This window comes from Fictibacillus arsenicus (assembly GCF_001642935.1).
GTDB classification, from domain to species: Bacteria; Bacillota; Bacilli; order Bacillales; family Fictibacillaceae; genus Fictibacillus; species Fictibacillus arsenicus_B.
The window spans coordinates 3,176,324-3,192,241 of the sequence record NZ_CP016761.1 but is presented as its reverse complement, the minus strand read 5'-3'; the positions used below and the strand labels follow the sequence as shown (position 1 = coordinate 3,192,241).

The following is a 15,918-nucleotide window of genomic DNA, read 5'->3' as shown; positions in this document are numbered from 1 at the left end:
GCACGCCCCGCGGAAAGCGAGCAACCTGGAGCGGAAATCAACTACTTCCAAAGCAACAACGTTTACGAAAACAGCTTATTAATAACAACTTCACATATAAAAGGATGAAGGAAAATGTCTAAACCATTTGTCTTTGAAAAGCCTGCAGGCATGCGGGATACACTTCCTGCTTTTTATCAAAAAAATGAAGATATCAAAAATATAATAAAAAAAGAGATGGAGTCATGGGGATATCAGTTCATTCAGACCCCAACACTGGAGTATCACGAAACAGTTGGGGAAGCTTCAGCTATCTTAGATCAGCAGTTATTTAAACTTCTCGACATGGAAGGGAAAACACTTGTTTTACGTCCGGATATGACAGCGCCTATCGCACGGGTGGTTTCTTCGAGCATGAAAAATGTAGCTTATCCACTTCGACTTGCCTATAGTTCACCTGTTTTCCGTGCTCAGCAGCGTGAAGGTGGAAGACCGGCTGAATTTGAACAAGTAGGAATCGAATTGATCGGTGAGGGAACATCCAGTGCAGAAGCTGAGGCACTAGCTTTAATGACGGAAGTGATCAAAAAGAGCGGAATCAATTCTTTTACAGTAGCTGTAGGACATATTGGTTTCGTTCAAGAGCTTTTAGCAGATATTTTAGGAAACGATAGCAGGGTTGCTGAGCTTCTTCGTTACCTCAATGAGAAAAACTATGTTGGTTATACCTCTCATGTAAAAGAGCTTCCGTTATCTTCTATTGATACACAGCGCTTGTTAAAAATACTGGATTTAAGAGGCGGGATTGAAGTGCTTGATGAAGCCTCTGCATTGACTCCCAACAACAAGGGTCAGCAGGCTCTAGAAGAACTCAAAACGTTATACAAACTGCTTCAGGATTATGATGCTGCACAAAATATCGTTTTCGACTTTACGTTGTTTAGCCATATGAGCTATTACACAGGCATCGTGTTTGAAGGATATGCAGCTGGTATCGGTGCGCCAATCGCAAGCGGCGGCAGATACGACGACCTTTTGAGTCGTTTTGACCGCAAAGCGCCAGCAATCGGATTTGCGATTCGAATGGATTATTTTATAGAAGCGTTGGGAAGCAAGAACGACACGATTAAAAAACAATGCATTTTGTTTACGCCTGAACGCAGAAAAGAAGCGCTGCAACTGGCGAAATCCAAAAGATCAGAAGGCGGAAATGTAGTGATGCAAGACCTATCTGGTGTTAGAAATGTCGATGAGTTCAGCAAACGTTTCGATGAAATTCATTATTTGATCGGAAGACAGCAAGGAGAGGACTTGTAATGAATACAGTTTTAACGATGGCGATGCCTAAAGGAAGAATATTTGAAGAAGCAGTCGACCTGTTAAGACAAGCAGGCTATCCGCTGCCTCCTGAATTTGAAGAATCACGCAAACTGATCATCGATGCACCTGAAGCAGGGCTTCGATTCATTCTCGCAAAGCCGATGGATGTTCCCACATATGTAGAGCATGGTGTTGCGGATATCGGAATCGCAGGCAAGGACGTAATGCTCGAGGAAGAGCGTGATGTTTACGAAGTGCTTGATCTGAAGATTTCAGCCTGCTATTTAGCTGTAGCAGGTCTGCCAGGCGGGAACTATCAAAAAGTCGCACCAAAAATCGCTTCAAAGTATCCGAATGTTGCTTCTCATTATTTCCGAGAGCAAGGTCAGCAAGTGGAAGTGATTAAATTGAACGGCTCTATTGAACTTGCACCGTTAATTGGGCTTGCAGACCGCATTGTAGATATTGTTTCCACGGGACGAACGCTGAAAGAAAACGGTTTGGTTGAGCTTGAAAAAATTGCAGACATTACATCGAGACTCATTGTGAACCCGGCAAGCTACAGACTTCATGCGATGAGAATTAACGAACTGGTCGAACGCATGCGTAAACTTGTAGAAAACAAGGGGGATGTCCAGTGAAAATCCAGCCTGTTTCTGAATTGAAAACGTTAGAGAGAAGTGTTGAACAAAATACGGAAGAGCAGCGAAAAGCTGTTTTAGAAATCTTGCAGAATGTAAAACTTGAAGGTGATAAAGCACTTTTAAACTACACTGAAAAATTTGACGGTGTTTCGCAGAGTTCTCTTGAAGTAACAAAAGAGGAAATTGATGAAGCTGTTGCATCTCTTGATCAAGAGATGATCGATATTATTTCTGAAGCGGCTGCAAACATTCGGGAATATCACGAAAAGCAGAAGCGCCAGTCTTGGTTTTTTACAAGAGAAGACGGAACGATGCTGGGACAAAAAGTAACACCATTAGATTCTGTGGGAGTTTATGTGCCGGGTGGAACGGCTGCCTATCCCTCATCTGTATTGATGGGTGTCATTCCGGCAGCTGTAGCAGGTGTTGAAGAAATCATACTTGTATCTCCTCCTGGGAAAGACGGAAAGCTTCCGGCAGCCGTTTTAGCAGCAGCTTCAATCGCTGGCGTTAAACGGATGTTTAAATTGGGAGGCGCTCAAGCGATCGGTGCGCTCGCATACGGAACCGAAACCGTACCGAAAACGGATAAAATCGTTGGTCCGGGAAACATTTTTGTAGCACTGGCAAAACGTGAAGTGTTCGGAGTTTGTGATATCGACATGATCGCGGGTCCAAGCGAAATAGCCGTACTTGCAGATGAAACAGGGAACGCTAAATATATTGCAGCTGATTTACTTTCCCAAGCTGAACATGATCCTCGTTCTGCAGCATTTTTAGTAACGACTTCCAAAGATCTTGCAGAAAAGGTTGCGGCAGAAGTAGAAAGCCAGCTTAACGACCTGCCAAGAAAAGAAATTGCTGCTCAAGCCGTACGAGATTACGGGGCTATTTATATTGTTGATTCACTCGCTGAAGGTGCCGAAGTCATTAACCGGATCGCACCGGAACACTTAGAAATTATGACTAAAGATCCGATGAGCCTGCTCGGTAAAATCAAGCATGCTGGAGCGATTTTCCTTGGTGAATACAGCTCTGAACCTGTCGGTGATTATTTTGCGGGCAGCAACCATGTACTTCCTACGAGCGGAACAGCCCGTTTTTCAAGTCCGCTGAACGTGGATGATTTCACGAAAAAATCTAGTGTGATCCGCTATAGCGAACAGGCAATGAAAGAAAACGGCCGTAAAATTTCCGCGTTTGCACGCTTAGAAGGACTTGAAGCTCACGCGAGAGCGGTCGATTACCGACTGGAGGACAAATAAATGGAAAATAGACGTCAGCATACGATCGAACGAAATACGAAAGAAACACAAATTAGCTTATCCCTCGATATTGATGGAGAAGGGCAAGCTGACATTCAGACGCCTGTACCATTTTTAAACCACATGCTTGATGCGATTGCGCGTCATGGCCACTTCGATCTGACGGTGAACGCAGCTGGTGATGTAGAGATTGATGACCATCATACGACAGAAGACATTGGAATTTGTCTTGGACAAGCGATTCAAGGTGCATTAGGTGATAAAAGAGGGATCAAGCGTTACGGAAACGCCTTTGTCCCGATGGATGAAACATTGGCTCAAGTGATAATCGATCTTTCAAACCGTCCACATTTAGAATTTCGTGCAGAATTTCCAAGCCAGAAGGTAGGTTCGTTTGATACAGAACTCGTACATGAATTCTTCTGGAAATTAGCTTTAGAAGCAAGGATGAACCTGCACGTAATTGTTCATTATGGAACAAATACACATCATATGATCGAAGCGGTTTTTAAAGCTTTTACAAAAGCGCTGGACGAAGCTACACAGATCGATCCGCGTGTTAAAGGAGTGCCTTCAACGAAAGGAATGTTATAGATGATCGGAATTATTGATTATGGAATGGGCAATCTTCACTCTGTCTGTTCCGCATTAAAAAGAATCGAACAGCCGTACATTCTTTCTGGCAATCCTGAGGAACTTCATGAAACAGATGGCTTGCTTCTTCCAGGGGTTGGATCTTTTAAAGATGCGATGAATGAGCTTGAGGAAACAGGACTTATCGATTTTATAAAAAAAGAAACAGAAAACGGAAAACCGCTTATGGGAATCTGTTTAGGCATGCAGCTTCTGTTTGAAGAAAGCACAGAGAACGGGTTAACGAAAGGACTCGGACTTTTGCCGGGAAAAGTCGATCGTTTTAGCGGTGTTACAGCTGAAGGCAAATCCTATAAAGTACCTCATATGGGATGGAACAACCTTCACTTTTTACAAAAAGAACAGCCTCTGTTAAAAGGGCTGGATGAAGGGTATGTCTATTTTGTGCATTCATTCGTCGTTCAAACAGATGACAGAAACGTCTTAGCTGCGGCAGCCCATTATGAAGATGTGGAAGTGCCAGCAGTTGTTGGACGCGATCATATTATGGGTACGCAGTTTCACCCTGAAAAAAGTTCAGAGACAGGCATGGGGATGCTGAAAAACTTTTGCCATTTCGTTGAGGAGGGAAAACAAAGATGAGTTCATTCACACTATATCCTGCGATTGATATGCGCGGCGGAAAATGTGTAAGACTTTTGCAGGGTGATTACAACCAGGAGACCGTATATGGTGATTCTCCTTTTGATATGGCTAAACAATTTGCAGACCAAGGTGCCGCGTGGATTCATATGGTAGACCTCGATGGTGCTAAGGACGGCAAAAAAGTAAATCATGAACATGTCATTCGTGTGGCGAAAGAACTGCCTGCAAAAGTGCAGATCGGCGGCGGTATTCGATCGATGGATGACGTTTCATTCTACTTAGATAGCGGTGTTGACCGCGTTATTTTAGGAAGTGCTGCGGTATCTTACCCTGAGTTTGTACGAGAAGCATTAAACCGTTATGGCGGCTCAAGAGTTGCGATCGGACTCGATGCGAGAGATGGCTTTGTTGCGACTGAAGGCTGGGTTGAAACTTCTCACATCATGGCGGTTGATCTCGCAAAAAGACTTGTAGAAGAAGGCGCTGAAACGTTTATTTTTACTGATATCTCTAAAGACGGCATGCTGCAGGGACCTAATGTAGAAGCGATTGGTGAGCTCGCACGTATTACAGGAAAAGAAGTGATTGCTTCAGGCGGTGTAAGCTCGATCGATGATTTAGTGAGCTTAAAGAAAGATGAACGGAACATTGCGGGTGCAATTATCGGAAAAGCTCTCTACACTGGAAGATTTACTATTTCAGACGCGTTAGGAAGTGTGAAGTAATGCTGACAAAACGAATTATTCCGTGTTTGGATGTAAAAGAAGGCAGGGTTGTAAAAGGCATTCAGTTTTTAAACTTAGTAGATGCAGGAGACCCTGTCGAGCTTGCCAGGTTTTACGATAGAGCAGGTGCAGATGAACTCGTTTTTCTTGATATTTCAGCAAGCCATGAAGGACGGGATACGATGGTTGAAGTCGTGGAACGGGTTGCAGCTGAACTCGCCATCCCATTTACAGTCGGAGGCGGAATTAACAAATTAGAAGATATGAAAAGAGTCTTAAGAGCAGGTGCTGATAAAGTCTCAGTGAACACAGCAGCAATTCTCAGACCGGAACTGATTACAGAAGGATCTGATTACTTTGGCGCCCAATGTATCGTAGTTGCCATTGATGCTAAGCATGATGAAGAGCTTGGATCATGGCGTGTATACACACATGGAGGGCGCAAACCCACCCAATGGGAAGTCACTGAGTGGGCGCAAGAGGCAGTTAAGCGAGGTGCTGGAGAAATTCTTTTAACCAGCATGGACAAGGATGGAGAAAAGTCGGGATTTAACCTTGCTCTTACAAAAGCAGTCAGTGAAGCAGTGACTGTTCCTGTAATTGCATCTGGCGGCGCTGGAAACGCGGATCATTTTTATGATGCGTTCACAGAAGGTAAAGCAGATGCAGGTCTTGCCGCTAGCATTTTTCATTATAAAGAAACATCAATCGGAGAGCTAAAGTCAGAATTGCAAAAGTTGGGGGTGTCTGTACGTTGAAATGGGAAAAGCTGAAATTTGACGAAAACGGGCTGATTCCTGCTGTAGTGCAGGATTATCAGTCAAAAGAAGTTTTGACGGTCGCATATATGAGTGAAAAGTCGCTCGAAAAAACGGTCGAAATCGGCGAAACTGTATTTTTTTCAAGATCACGAAAAAAATTGTGGCACAAAGGTGAAACGTCTGGAAATACACAAAAAGTAAAGAGCATCCGATACGACTGTGACCAGGATGCATTAGTGGTTTTAGTAGAGCCTCAAGGACCAGCATGCCACACAGGAACGTACAGCTGTTTTTCAGAGACGATTTATAGTACTGACGAAAATAATGATGGACCAAGTCCGGACAGATACGCGATCTTAAGCGAACTTCAGGAAATCATCGCGCAAAGAGAGCATGAAATGCCTGAGGGAGCTTACACCACTTATCTTTTCGAACATGGGGTAGATAAGATTCTTAAAAAAGTAGGGGAAGAAGCGGGAGAAGTCATCATCGCAGCGAAAAATCGCGACCCAAAAGAGCTGAAGTGGGAGGTTTCCGATCTTCTTTATCACGTATTGGTGCTTTTGCAGGAGCAAAAGGTACCGTTGGACGAAGTTTTAGCGACATTGAAGGAAAGACATACAAAAAAGGACAACTGAGGAGTGACTTCTCGGTTGTTTTTTTGTTTTTATAGCAGATATGCGCGCTCGTGGTGGGTTTATGCTCGTCCTGCGAAATTTATGCTCGCCAGCGAGATTCCGCTCGCATGCTTAGAGCCCAGTCCTTCCAATCTCTAACCTGCTTCAATCATTTTTTGTCGAAAGTTTCCTGCACATTATTTACAGTCAAAGGGGTGTTAGTATTTTTCGCCTGTGTTATAATTTTTGGGTTGAAAACTTTGTGAACTGAACGATAAAGAAGTAAAGAGTTTACATAGTAGATGGGGGAACTAGTATATGTATAAAAGAAAAAGCGCCGGTGAAGCAGGCGGCCGCGTTCTTCCCTTTATTCAGGATGGGGACTATTTTTTCGAAAAAGGAATTAAAGCCTATAACAGGCGTGATTTATATACAGCAAAAAAAATGTTTGAGCGGGCCGTGACCTTCCAGCCGGAAGAGCCCTCTTTTTTATGTCAGCTGGCTTCAACGCTTGCTGAGATCGGTGAATATGAAGAATCCAACAGGCATTTATTGCACGTAATCGAGAGTGGATCTGATATGTCAGAATGCCATTTTTTCCTTGCGAACAATTTTGCTCATTTAGGCATGTATTCTGATGCAGAAGAACATGCTTTGTTGTACATGCAATACGATCCAGACGGTGAGTTTGTCGATGACACGCAGGAATTGCTTGATCTGATCAGTCTTGAAACAGGCAGCAAGTCAACGAACGGCCTGCCTCTTTCGACTGAAGAGGAGCTGATCAAATCTCATGATGAGGCAAGACAATCAATTGAGCGGGGAGACCTACCTCTTGCACAAGAGCAGCTTCGTGAAATCATCGAGAATCACCCGAAGTTTTGGGCAGCATACAATAATTTAGCTCTCACGCATTTTTATAAAAGTGAATTTGATGAAGCAATGGATGTTCTTCAGGATGTGCTGGATAAGAATCCTGGAAACTTGAACGCTTTATGTAATTTAGCGATCTTTTTATTCCATTTAGGCATGGACGAACCTGGGGGAAAGCTTGTTGACCGGCTTAAAATGGTGCACCCGATGCATCCGGAGCACAGGTACAAGCTCGGAAATACGTTTGGTCTTTTAGAGGAGCATGTTTATGCGAATAAATGGCTGCAGACGTTAAGGAAATCGTCGTTCGTATATGATCCTGTAACGACACACATGCTCGCTGTTTCTTATTACGCGCTCGGACATAAAGAACTCTCTTTAAAAACGTGGAAAAAGGTGCTCGAATTAGATCCAGAAGGCAATGTTGCACCATTTTATATGGAAAAAGCACAAAACGGTGAACTGACGGTGTCAGGCGGAGACTATCAGTACCGCATTCCCTCGAACAAGCAGAACAAGCCGAAAAAAGACCGCCAGATCAAAGCGATGGAACATATCCAGCATGTACGTAAAGGGCTGGAAAAAAACAAAATCACGCATTTATTTTTACTTAGAGGGAATAAAAATGAAGAGGCCTACGAGACTCTTCGTGATTTTTGTATGCGCAAGGAAGAATCTCTTTTTGTAAAAGAAATTGCTGCAAACATCATGCTTGAGCACCATCCGGAATTTCCGGTTAAACTAGCACATGAAGAAGCTCTCGTAGAAGTAGGGAGTCCTTCAGGTTTATTAACTCAGGCACTTGATGTTCTTCAGATTGTTAAAGAAAGCGGCTCTGCAATTGATGAGCAAGTTCTTTTTTACTGGTCAGAAGCTATAAAGCTGTCAGAGGTTAAGGGCGAAAGAATCTTTGATAATGAAAAAGCAATCGCAGCGGCGATCGACCACTTGGCACGTAAGCAAAGAGGTAAATCAACTCAAAAAGCAATCGCTGGATTGTACGATGTTTCGGTTTCTGTCCTCTCCTTAAGGATTAAAAAGCTGATCAGCTGGGTAAATCGTAACGTATGAGCAGAATCTTGGACTTTGCTCCTATGAGCCGATAGGATAGACGTATAGTAAATAAGAATTTCCTTATATAAGGAGTGTAATTTAATGAGTGAAGAAAAAATTTATGATGTAGCTATATTAGGTGCAGGACCAGCGGGTATGACTGCTGCGGTTTACACATCCCGTGCGAATTTGGATACGATTATGATCGAACGCGGAATTCCAGGTGGACAGATGGCAAATACAGAAGACGTTGAGAACTACCCTGGCTTTGACCATATTTTAGGACCAGAACTTTCAAACAAAATGTTTGAGCACGCAAAAAAGTTCGGTGCTGAATACGCGTATGGTGATGTAAAAGAAATCATCGACGGTGAAGAATATAAGACGATCAAAGCAGGCAGCAAAACATACAAAGCCCGCTCGATTATTATCTCTACAGGTGCAGAATATAAAAAGCTTGGTATACCTGGTGAAAAAGAATTATCAGGCCGCGGTGTATCTTATTGTGCGGTTTGTGACGGAGCGTTCTTTAAAGGCCGTGAGCTGGTTGTTGTTGGCGGTGGAGACTCTGCAGTTGAAGAAGGCGTGTACTTAACACGTTTTGCGACAAAGGTAACTATTGTTCACAGACGTGATAAGCTTCGTGCTCAAAAAATCCTTCAGCAGCGTGCGTTTGACAATGATAAGATCGATTTTATCTGGAATCATTCCGTAAAAGAAGTACATGCTGATAATAACAAAGTGGGAAGCGTAACCCTTGTGAATACTGAAACTGGGGAAGAGTCAGATTTTAAAACAGACGGTGTATTCATTTATATCGGGATGCTTCCGCTAAATGGAGCGTTCAAAGACCTTGGTATCACGAACGAGAACGGTTATGTAGAAACGAACGAACAAATGGAAACGAAGATCCCAGGTATCTTTGCTGCTGGTGATATTCGTGAAAAAACGCTTCGTCAAATTGTTACGGCAACAGGTGATGGAAGTATCGCTGCACAGGCTGCACAGCACTATGTGGAAAATTTGGCTGAAAAGTTAAAAAACGTAACTTCTAATTAATCAACTTGTAACAGTGGTGAAACAATTGTGGGGTAATATAAAAATAAGAAATTGACCCCCTTTTTATAAAGGCAAGACTTTGACACGGAGCTATGCTTCGTGTCCTTTTTTTATGTATGGGCCTAATATGTTTTGATATTGTGCATTGTTTTTTTAGGGCAGTTAGAGGAGGCAGCAATACAAATTCGCGGGATTACCGATGAAATTCGCGGGATTACCGATGAAACTCGCGGGATTACCGATGAAACTCGCGGGATTACTGCCAAAACTCGCGGAATTAACAATGAAATTCGCGGGATTATTGCCAAAGTTTCCGGGATTATAGCGTTTGAAAGTTATTCGAATGGTTGATTCAACGATCCTAAGCTTCAATCAATGTGTTGAGCGAAGTCCTTTTTTTATTTATCGGGATCTTATCACATAATAAGACGAAAACGATACTTTAAAACTAAGAATACTAAATACGTTCAACCCTTGAGGCGTCTGTATTGTGAGGGGTTACATAATTTAGTATACTAAACGATATAGACAAAGCCCTGAGGTGAAATAAGTGCAAAGAGTAACAAACTGTGTGTTAATCAAAGATAATCAAGTGCTTTTGCTGCAAAAGCCTAGACGGGGCTGGTGGGTAGCACCCGGAGGTAAAATGGAGTCTGAAGAGTCGATCCGTGACACTGTTATCCGGGAATACCGGGAAGAAACAGGTATTTATTTAAAGAACCCGCAATTAAAGGGTGTTTTTAATTTTATTATTAAACAAGGTGACAAAATCGTATCGGAATGGATGATGTTTACCTTTTTAGCAACAGATTCAGAAGGTGAAGCGCTAGAGGAATGTGAAGAAGGTAAATTAGCCTGGAAGCCGGTCGATGAAGTGAGAGAACTGCCGATGGCACCAGGGGATCATCACATTTTGGATTATGTGACAAAAGGAAGCAATATGATTTTTGGCACATTCACGTATACACCTGATTTTGAATTGCTTTCCTATCGATTAGATCCGGCTTAAAATGGTGCCGGCAACATAAGAATTGAACATAGTTTACAGGGGGGATATGGCATGGAAAGACAAGACGTACAAATGGTGATTATTACAGGAATGTCAGGAGCCGGAAAAACGGTGGCCATGCAGAGCTTCGAGGATTTAGGCTACTTCTGTGTAGATAATCTGCCGCCTGCACTACTCCCTAAATTTGTAGAATTGATGCAAGAATCTGCTGGCAAGCTCAATAAGGTAGCACTCGTAATGGACCTTCGCGGCCGTGAGTTTTTTGATCAGTTGTTTTCAACGCTTGACCAGCTTGCGGTCTCATCAGACATTCAGCCGCAGATTTTATATTTAGACTGCAAGGATGCTACTCTTGTCCGCCGATATAAGGAAACGCGCCGTTCGCATCCGCTGGCGAAAAGCGGAAATCCTCTTCAAGGCATAACGCAGGAACGTGAAATGCTGGAAGAGTTAAAGGGAAGAGCTCAGCAAGTTCTCGATACATCAGACCTTAAACCACTGCAATTGCGTGAGCGCATCATTCAGCGCTATTCTGCGAACGCTGCACATCCGTTTACGGTCAATGTAATGTCATTCGGTTTTAAATATGGCATGCCGATTGACGCTGACTTAGTATTTGACGTTCGTTTCTTGCCGAACCCTCATTACATTGAGCATATGAGACCGAGAACAGGGCTTGAGCCGGACATATCTGAGTATGTTTTAAAATGGCCGGAGACAAACAAATTCTTAGAGAAATTGCTTGACCTTCTTCACTTTATGGTTCCGCAATACAAGCGTGAAGGAAAGAGTCAGCTCATAATCGGAATCGGCTGTACAGGCGGAAAGCACCGTTCTGTAGCCCTTGCTGAATATATCGGAAACGCACTATCCAAAGAATACGTTACATTCAGCAGCCACAGAGATATGGGAAAGGATAAAGTATAGATGAAGAAGCAGCCGAAAGTGGTAGTGCTTGGCGGAGGAACGGGTCTTTCCGTTCTCCTTCGCGGTTTGAAGCACTATCCTGTAGATATTACTGCTATCGTTACGGTTGCAGATGACGGCGGCAGTTCAGGAAGACTGAGGAGGGATTATGATATGCCCCCTCCAGGCGACGTCAGAAATGTGATCGCTGCGCTTTCTGAAGTAGAGCCGCTTGTAGAAAAAATGTTTCAGCACCGGTTCAAGGTGGGTGACGGTATAACCGGTCACTCGCTCGGGAACCTTCTTTTAGCTGCAATGCACGATATTACGGGAGACTTTTTAACAGGAATCCGGGAACTTTCCCGCGTTTTAAACGTAAGAGGTCAAGTACTGCCTGCAGCGAAGAACAGTATTATTTTAAGTGCTGTATTAGAAGATGGGACGATTGTACAGGGGGAATCTAAAATCCCGCTGTCGAATAAAAAGATTAGACGGGTTTTCTTAAATGATGAACATATCGAACCGCTTCGTGAAAGTGTTAAAGCCATTCAAGAAGCAGATCTTATTGTAATCGGACCAGGAAGTCTTTATACGAGCATTCTGCCGAATCTTCTCGTTGGCGGAATTTCAAAGGCCATCCGCGAGGCAACGGCACCTAGAGTGTATGTATGCAACGTCATGACACAGCCAGGTGAGACAACGGATTACACAGCAGGAGATCACATTCAAGCTTTAATCGATCATGTAGGGCATAATTTTATAGATGTCGTAATCGTGAATAATGAAACGATACCTTCTGAGTTTCTGGATCTTTATCTTGAAGAAGGTGCATCACAGGTTTTATTTGATGAGGAGCGTCTAAAGTCGTTCGGCATCGGGTTAGTTTGCGATAATATCATTCAGTATGGAACGCTTGTCAGACATGATGCAAGACGTGTATCTGATCTGCTGTTAGGACTATTGAAAAATAGTTAAGTTTAGGGAACAAAAAGAGAGGTGGTGAAGCAGATGTCATTCGCTGCAGATACAAAGAAAGAATTAACGCAGCTTGAACTGAAGGACTGCTGTAAAAAAGCAGAGCTGGCTGCATTGATTCGAATGAATGGCTCCATCTCTTTCAGCAACAGAAAGCTGATTCTTGATATTCCAACTGAGAACGCTGCAATTGCAAGAAGAATTTATACGCTGATTAAGGGTGTGTATCCTTATCACGTTGAGCTGTTAGTACGAAAAAAGATGCGCTTGAAAAAGAACAACGTTTACATCGTCCGTGTTTCAGAAGAATCGAGAGCATTGTTGGAAGATTTGAAGATTATTGACGGGTCGTTCACGTTTACCCGCAATATTGCAGAGGAATTTAATAAAAAAAGCTGCTGCCGCCGTGCATATATGAGAGGTGCTTTTCTAGCAGGTGGTTCGGTGAACCATCCTGAGACAAGTTATCATCTTGAGATTTTTTCCATGTACGAAGAGCATACGGTTGCATTGGCTGAACTGATGAATAAGTTTAAGCTGAAAGCCAAAGTGCTTGAGCGTAAAAAAGGGTACATCATTTACTTAAAAGACGGTGAGAAAATTTCAGAGTTCTTAACACTGATCGGCGCTCACCATGCTGTTCTATTCTTTGAAGATATCCGTATTTTAAAAGATATGCGAAATTCGGTTAACCGCCTTGTAAACTGCGAAACGGCAAACTTGAACAAAACCGTTGGCGCCGCTATGAGACAGGTGGAAAATATTAAATACATTGAAGATCAGGTAGGACTCGAAGTGCTTCCTAACAAGCTGCGTGAAATCGCGCAGCTTCGTGTAACCCATCAGGAAATAACGCTAAAGGAGCTGGGAGAGATGGTATCATCCGGCCCCGTCAGCAAATCAGGTGTAAATCACCGATTGCGAAAAATTGATGAAATTGCAGAGAAACTTAGAACAGGTCAACCCATCAATTGATGTTTCGATATAAAGAGAAGAAGGCTAGAGGAGGTAGAATAGAATGGTTGAGAAAAAAGTAACTGTGCAGTTGAAAAGCGGACTTCAGGCACGACCGGCAGCGCTTTTCGTTCAAGAAGCAAACCGTTTCACTTCAGATGTGTTCGTTGAAAAAGAAGGCAAGAAAGTAAATGCAAAAAGCATCATGGGGATCATGAGCTTAGCAGTCGGATCTGGCTCTGAGCTTGTGTTAGCAGTGGATGGCCCTGATGAAAATGAAGCGATCGAAGCCCTCGCAGAGTTTGTCTCAAAAACCGAGTAGGGGTCTGACCCCAGACAAATACAAAACGCCATTTTGTCCATACGAGGAGGACAAAATGGCGGTTTTTTTATTTTGCAGGGTTGGCCTCACACAGTTTCTTAATATATTGATAAAGAGGAAAGGGAGGCGATTGCTTTGGAGCATACGAGTATTATGTATGACTGGTCGTTTGCCGCTGGTTTAACAATGGTAAATATCCTCTTAACCCTTTATATCCTTAAACCAAAGAAAAGCACGCTGAGAAGAATCTATTGGGTTTTCATGCTTATTTTTATTATCATCTATCCTCTTGCATTGCTCGGCAATTCATTTGCTGATCCTTCAAACCCAGGTCTCTTCTTAAGCCTTGCTTTCGGGATCACCGCAACCTTCAGCATCCTTTTATTTTTCAGTGTATGCTGGATCTGGGTTATCAGGCATTCCTTTTACCGCTGATTCTGTTCAAAGCACTGCAAACAGTTGACAGACAAAGGGGCTAGCCTTTATATTAATCACTAATCAGGAGAATAGCAGTTAGTTGAGATGAGTGGAGAGAAGAGAGCATAGATTGAGCTGAGTTGAGAGTATTTAATCCTGGATTAAACCTCTTTCTTAGTTTATTAATGTTGCATTAAAACAAGCCTCCGCTGTAACAAGCGCGAGGCTTTTATTATTTGAAAGAGGTGGTTAAAAATGTTTACCCCATCAATAGAGGACGTCGTATCTCTTACAAAACAAAATTATAATGCCATTCCGGTCGGTTTTACGTACCTTTCCGATCATGAAACGTGTATCTCACAATTTGAAAAGGTCCGTCATGAAAATTATTCGTTCCTACTCGAAAGTGTTGAAGGCGGAGAACGATGGGCAAGGTACTCTTATATTGGCAGGAATCCTTTCCTGGTAATCTCCTCAAAAGGGAATGATGTGAATCTAACATACTTAAAAGATAATGAAAGCAAAATCCTGCAAGAACATGGTTCTCCTTTAGATATAGTGAAAAAACACATATCACGCTACAAATCTCCCAAACTCTCTGAACTGCCGCCATTTACAGGAGGTGCTGTCGGATTCTTCGGATATGATCTTATTCATACTTTCGAAAATGTCCCTTCACCGCCCACTCCATCCAACCAGTCGAATGAAATGGAATTTTTATTCACCGATGAAATGATCGTTTTTGATCATCTTAAACAAAAAACTACGATTCTTTGCAATATGCATATTGATCGTGACGATCAAGAAGAAACCATTCAAAAGAAATATGAACAAGTTTGCGCAAACATCCGTAAAACCTATCGTGAATTGCAGGAGCCTTCTAAAAAGACTTCTATAAAAAGCGATTTTGAATTTGAAAAGAATAAGCAAACCGGAAATGTCAGTTCTTCCCATTCGAAAGAAGAGTTTTGCTCAATGGTGGAAAAAGCAAAGGAATACATCAAAACAGGTGACATCTTTCAAGTCGTTCTGTCACAGCGGTTCGAGCAGGAAACAGAAGTAGATCCTTTTGATGTGTATAGACTGCTTCGTTCGATGAACCCTTCACCGTACATGTATTATTACAAGTCGAAAGATACCTATATCGTTGGAGCGTCCCCTGAACTTCTTGTAAAAGTGGATAACGGCTGCATTGAGAACCGGCCTATCGCAGGAACCCGACCTAGAGGAAAAACTCGGGAAGAAGACTTAGCGTTTGAAGAAGACCTTTTGGCAGATGAAAAAGAACGCGCGGAACATGTGATGCTCGTTGACTTAGGCCGGAACGATGTTGGCCGTGTGAGCGAATTTGGCACAGTAGAACTTGATTCTTATATGGAGATCGAACGATATTCCCATGTGATGCACATCGTTTCGCATGTAAAAGGAAAAATGAAAAAGGATAAAGATTTCTTTGATGCGCTTCGTTCATGTATGCCAGCAGGTACCGTATCAGGTGCTCCAAAGGTAAGGGCGATGCAGATTATCTCCGAACTTGAAAAAGAAGCACGGGGCGTCTATGGAGGTGCAATCGGCTACCTAGGATTTAATGGCCAAATGGACTCATGTATCGCCATTCGGACAATCGTTTTCCAAGACGGAAAAGCGTATGTCCAAGCTGGAGCAGGAGTCGTAGCAGACTCTGTACCAGAGCGGGAATACGAAGAAACCGTAAACAAAGCCAAGGCAATGCTCAAAGCAATCGAAGGGGGGACAGACCCCAGACAAATACAAATGCCCAGTTTGTCCATTCGGTGAAGA

At 42.9% G+C, this 15,918-nt stretch carries 18 protein-coding genes; all 18 read left to right on the top strand.

Annotation, left to right across the window (positions count from 1 at the left end; genetic code table 11):
• The first annotated feature begins 114 nt into the window (after positions 1-114).
• Positions 115-1,296, top strand: coding sequence for an ATP phosphoribosyltransferase regulatory subunit (locus ABE41_RS16345; protein ID WP_066292606.1), 1,182 nt, complete (start codon positions 115-117; stop codon positions 1,294-1,296).
• Entirely contained in the window at positions 1,296-1,940 is a 645-nt protein-coding gene (hisG, locus tag ABE41_RS16340) for an ATP phosphoribosyltransferase (protein ID WP_066292604.1), read from the top strand. The genes ABE41_RS16345 and hisG overlap by 1 nt, the downstream gene beginning before the upstream one ends.
• Positions 1,937-3,208: a histidinol dehydrogenase gene (hisD, locus tag ABE41_RS16335; RefSeq protein ID WP_066292602.1), complete on the top strand. Its 1,272-nt coding sequence runs from the start codon at positions 1,937-1,939 to the stop codon at positions 3,206-3,208. The genes hisG and hisD overlap by 4 nt, the downstream gene beginning before the upstream one ends.
• Entirely contained in the window at positions 3,209-3,802 is a 594-nt protein-coding gene (gene hisB / locus ABE41_RS16330; RefSeq protein ID WP_066292601.1) for an imidazoleglycerol-phosphate dehydratase HisB, read from the top strand. It begins immediately after the preceding gene.
• Entirely contained in the window at positions 3,803-4,444 is a 642-nt protein-coding gene (hisH, locus tag ABE41_RS16325; protein WP_066292598.1) for an imidazole glycerol phosphate synthase subunit HisH, read from the top strand.
• Entirely contained in the window at positions 4,441-5,172 is a 732-nt protein-coding gene (gene hisA, locus ABE41_RS16320; RefSeq protein ID WP_066292597.1) for a 1-(5-phosphoribosyl)-5-[(5-phosphoribosylamino)methylideneamino]imidazole-4-carboxamide isomerase, read from the top strand. Before hisH ends, hisA begins: the two co-directional genes overlap by 4 nt.
• Positions 5,172-5,930, top strand: coding sequence for an imidazole glycerol phosphate synthase subunit HisF (gene hisF / locus ABE41_RS16315; RefSeq protein WP_066292595.1), 759 nt, complete (start codon positions 5,172-5,174; stop codon positions 5,928-5,930). Before hisA ends, hisF begins: the two co-directional genes overlap by 1 nt.
• Positions 5,927-6,571 carry a bifunctional phosphoribosyl-AMP cyclohydrolase/phosphoribosyl-ATP diphosphatase HisIE gene (gene hisIE / locus ABE41_RS16310; RefSeq protein WP_066292593.1) on the top strand — a complete coding sequence of 215 codons (645 nt, stop codon included), beginning with the start codon at positions 5,927-5,929 and terminating at the stop codon, positions 6,569-6,571. The genes hisF and hisIE overlap by 4 nt, the downstream gene beginning before the upstream one ends.
• A gap of 297 nt (positions 6,572-6,868) precedes the next feature.
• Entirely contained in the window at positions 6,869-8,494 is a 1,626-nt protein-coding gene (locus tag ABE41_RS16305; RefSeq protein WP_066292591.1) for a tetratricopeptide repeat protein, read from the top strand.
• Between the two features lie 84 nt (positions 8,495-8,578).
• Positions 8,579-9,535, top strand: coding sequence for a thioredoxin-disulfide reductase (gene trxB, locus ABE41_RS16300; RefSeq protein WP_066292589.1), 957 nt, complete (start codon positions 8,579-8,581; stop codon positions 9,533-9,535).
• 132 nt (positions 9,536-9,667) lie between these two features.
• The gene (locus ABE41_RS21130; protein ID WP_156774294.1) at positions 9,668-9,886 is read left to right on the top strand and encodes a hypothetical protein; all 219 of its coding nucleotides are present in this window, start codon (positions 9,668-9,670) and stop codon (positions 9,884-9,886) included.
• Between the two features lie 199 nt (positions 9,887-10,085).
• A complete protein-coding gene (locus tag ABE41_RS16295; protein WP_066292588.1) occupies positions 10,086-10,544 on the top strand; it encodes an NUDIX hydrolase in 459 nt (152 codons plus the stop codon).
• Between the two features lie 51 nt (positions 10,545-10,595).
• A complete protein-coding gene (gene rapZ / locus ABE41_RS16290) occupies positions 10,596-11,471 on the top strand; it encodes an RNase adapter RapZ (RefSeq protein ID WP_066292586.1) in 876 nt (291 codons plus the stop codon).
• A complete protein-coding gene (locus ABE41_RS16285; RefSeq protein ID WP_066292583.1) occupies positions 11,472-12,425 on the top strand; it encodes a gluconeogenesis factor YvcK family protein in 954 nt (317 codons plus the stop codon).
• A gap of 33 nt (positions 12,426-12,458) precedes the next feature.
• Positions 12,459-13,400 (top strand): DNA-binding protein WhiA, encoded by a 942-nt coding sequence (gene whiA, locus ABE41_RS16280; protein ID WP_066292581.1) that lies wholly within the window; start codon positions 12,459-12,461, stop codon positions 13,398-13,400.
• Positions 13,401-13,443: 43 nt separating this feature from the next.
• Positions 13,444-13,701: an HPr family phosphocarrier protein gene (locus ABE41_RS16275; RefSeq protein ID WP_066292578.1), complete on the top strand. Its 258-nt coding sequence runs from the start codon at positions 13,444-13,446 to the stop codon at positions 13,699-13,701.
• 135 nt (positions 13,702-13,836) lie between these two features.
• Entirely contained in the window at positions 13,837-14,136 is a 300-nt protein-coding gene (locus tag ABE41_RS16270) for a hypothetical protein (protein ID WP_066292575.1), read from the top strand.
• Between the two features lie 237 nt (positions 14,137-14,373).
• Positions 14,374-15,915, top strand: a complete 1,542-nt coding sequence (gene trpE / locus ABE41_RS16265) for an anthranilate synthase component I (protein WP_066292573.1) — start codon at positions 14,374-14,376, stop codon at positions 15,913-15,915.
• The last annotated feature ends 3 nt before the right edge of the window (positions 15,916-15,918 follow it).